2 protein-coding genes are annotated in these 1,039 nt (G+C 58.5%); both read right to left on the bottom strand.

Annotated features, from left to right (window positions below):
• The coding region (locus AC1RO3_RS07965) for a hypothetical protein (RefSeq protein WP_481763925.1) at window positions 1-417 on the bottom strand (417 nt) is incomplete at its 3' end.
• A gap of 125 nt (window positions 418-542) precedes the next feature.
• Window positions 543-1,039 (bottom strand): hypothetical protein (locus AC1RO3_RS07960; RefSeq protein ID WP_481763924.1); only part of this gene is annotated, 497 nt, incomplete at its 5' end.

Raw genomic sequence — 1,039 nt, 5'->3', positions numbered from 1 at the left:
GGCTGCGGCTTCCCTGCTCTCGACAGAACCCTCGGGCAACAGCGTTTCTACCTGTGCCGAATACAGGCCGCGTTTCACTTTCTTTTGAATCGCGTTATAGACAGCAGGCATCAGCTTATCAACATGGGTCCGTGCCCGAGCCGCGAGAACCGCCCGCGCCTCTTCCTGTGCGGCCCGTGCCTCGGACGCGCTAATGGCCTCTGTCTGTACACGGCGCAGCTCGTACTTGACGGAATGGTCAGAACCGCCCCACGCTGCTGAATCGTACGCACGATCAATCACGATGTCGTCGTCGATCAGCAGAATGTTACACGCTACGTCTACCCTTTTCCAATCAATGGTACTGACGACCAGTTCATACTCATTCACACCGTGTTCGACGAACGCCTCACGGAGTTCAGCTAGGATATGCTCCATACGGCGTGCTGCGACGTGCCCGTACTTATCGTATGTGATCCATCGAGTTGCCGGGGCCCGGGTTTGAACAGATGTATCTGCATCACGTGATGCAGATGTCCCCTGAATCCAATCACGAATCCCCATCAGGCACCCCAGCTCAGGTCACGCTCGTCCACTGGCACCGAAATCCACGTATCCTTCGGGAGCTTCGTGGGGTACGCGCCGAACGTACGCGGCTGATGCACGAGACCACGGTCCCACAGCTCTTGGCCGGCACGTAGACATGCTTCACCGTCCAGTCCGATCAGATAACCCGGGCGCTCGCGATACGCCTCGATAACCGGCACAATATCGGTACGGTGCGTCATGTGGGTCAATGCGATAACGACCAGCACATCGTTGATATCGACGGTGCCGCGCACGATGTCGCCAACACAGCGCCCAAACGACAGGCCAATCAGCTTCCAGGGCACCTTGCAATCAGCCTCGACATAGACCGCGAGATCGTATCGGTCGAACGTCTGCTCGCCACCGCCATCCAGATCGACCCGGATCAGACTTCCGTCGCCCCAGTCCATATCGCTGATGCCAGTCACGGTCCCGATCCGCAGCTGCCCTTGCGAGAGACGCACCTCGGAAC

Source organism: Dellaglioa sp. CoH-57-MRSF-19 (genome assembly GCF_056781975.1).
The sequence above is the reverse complement of the archived record's forward strand: the minus strand, read 5'-3'. Positions and strand labels throughout refer to the sequence as shown.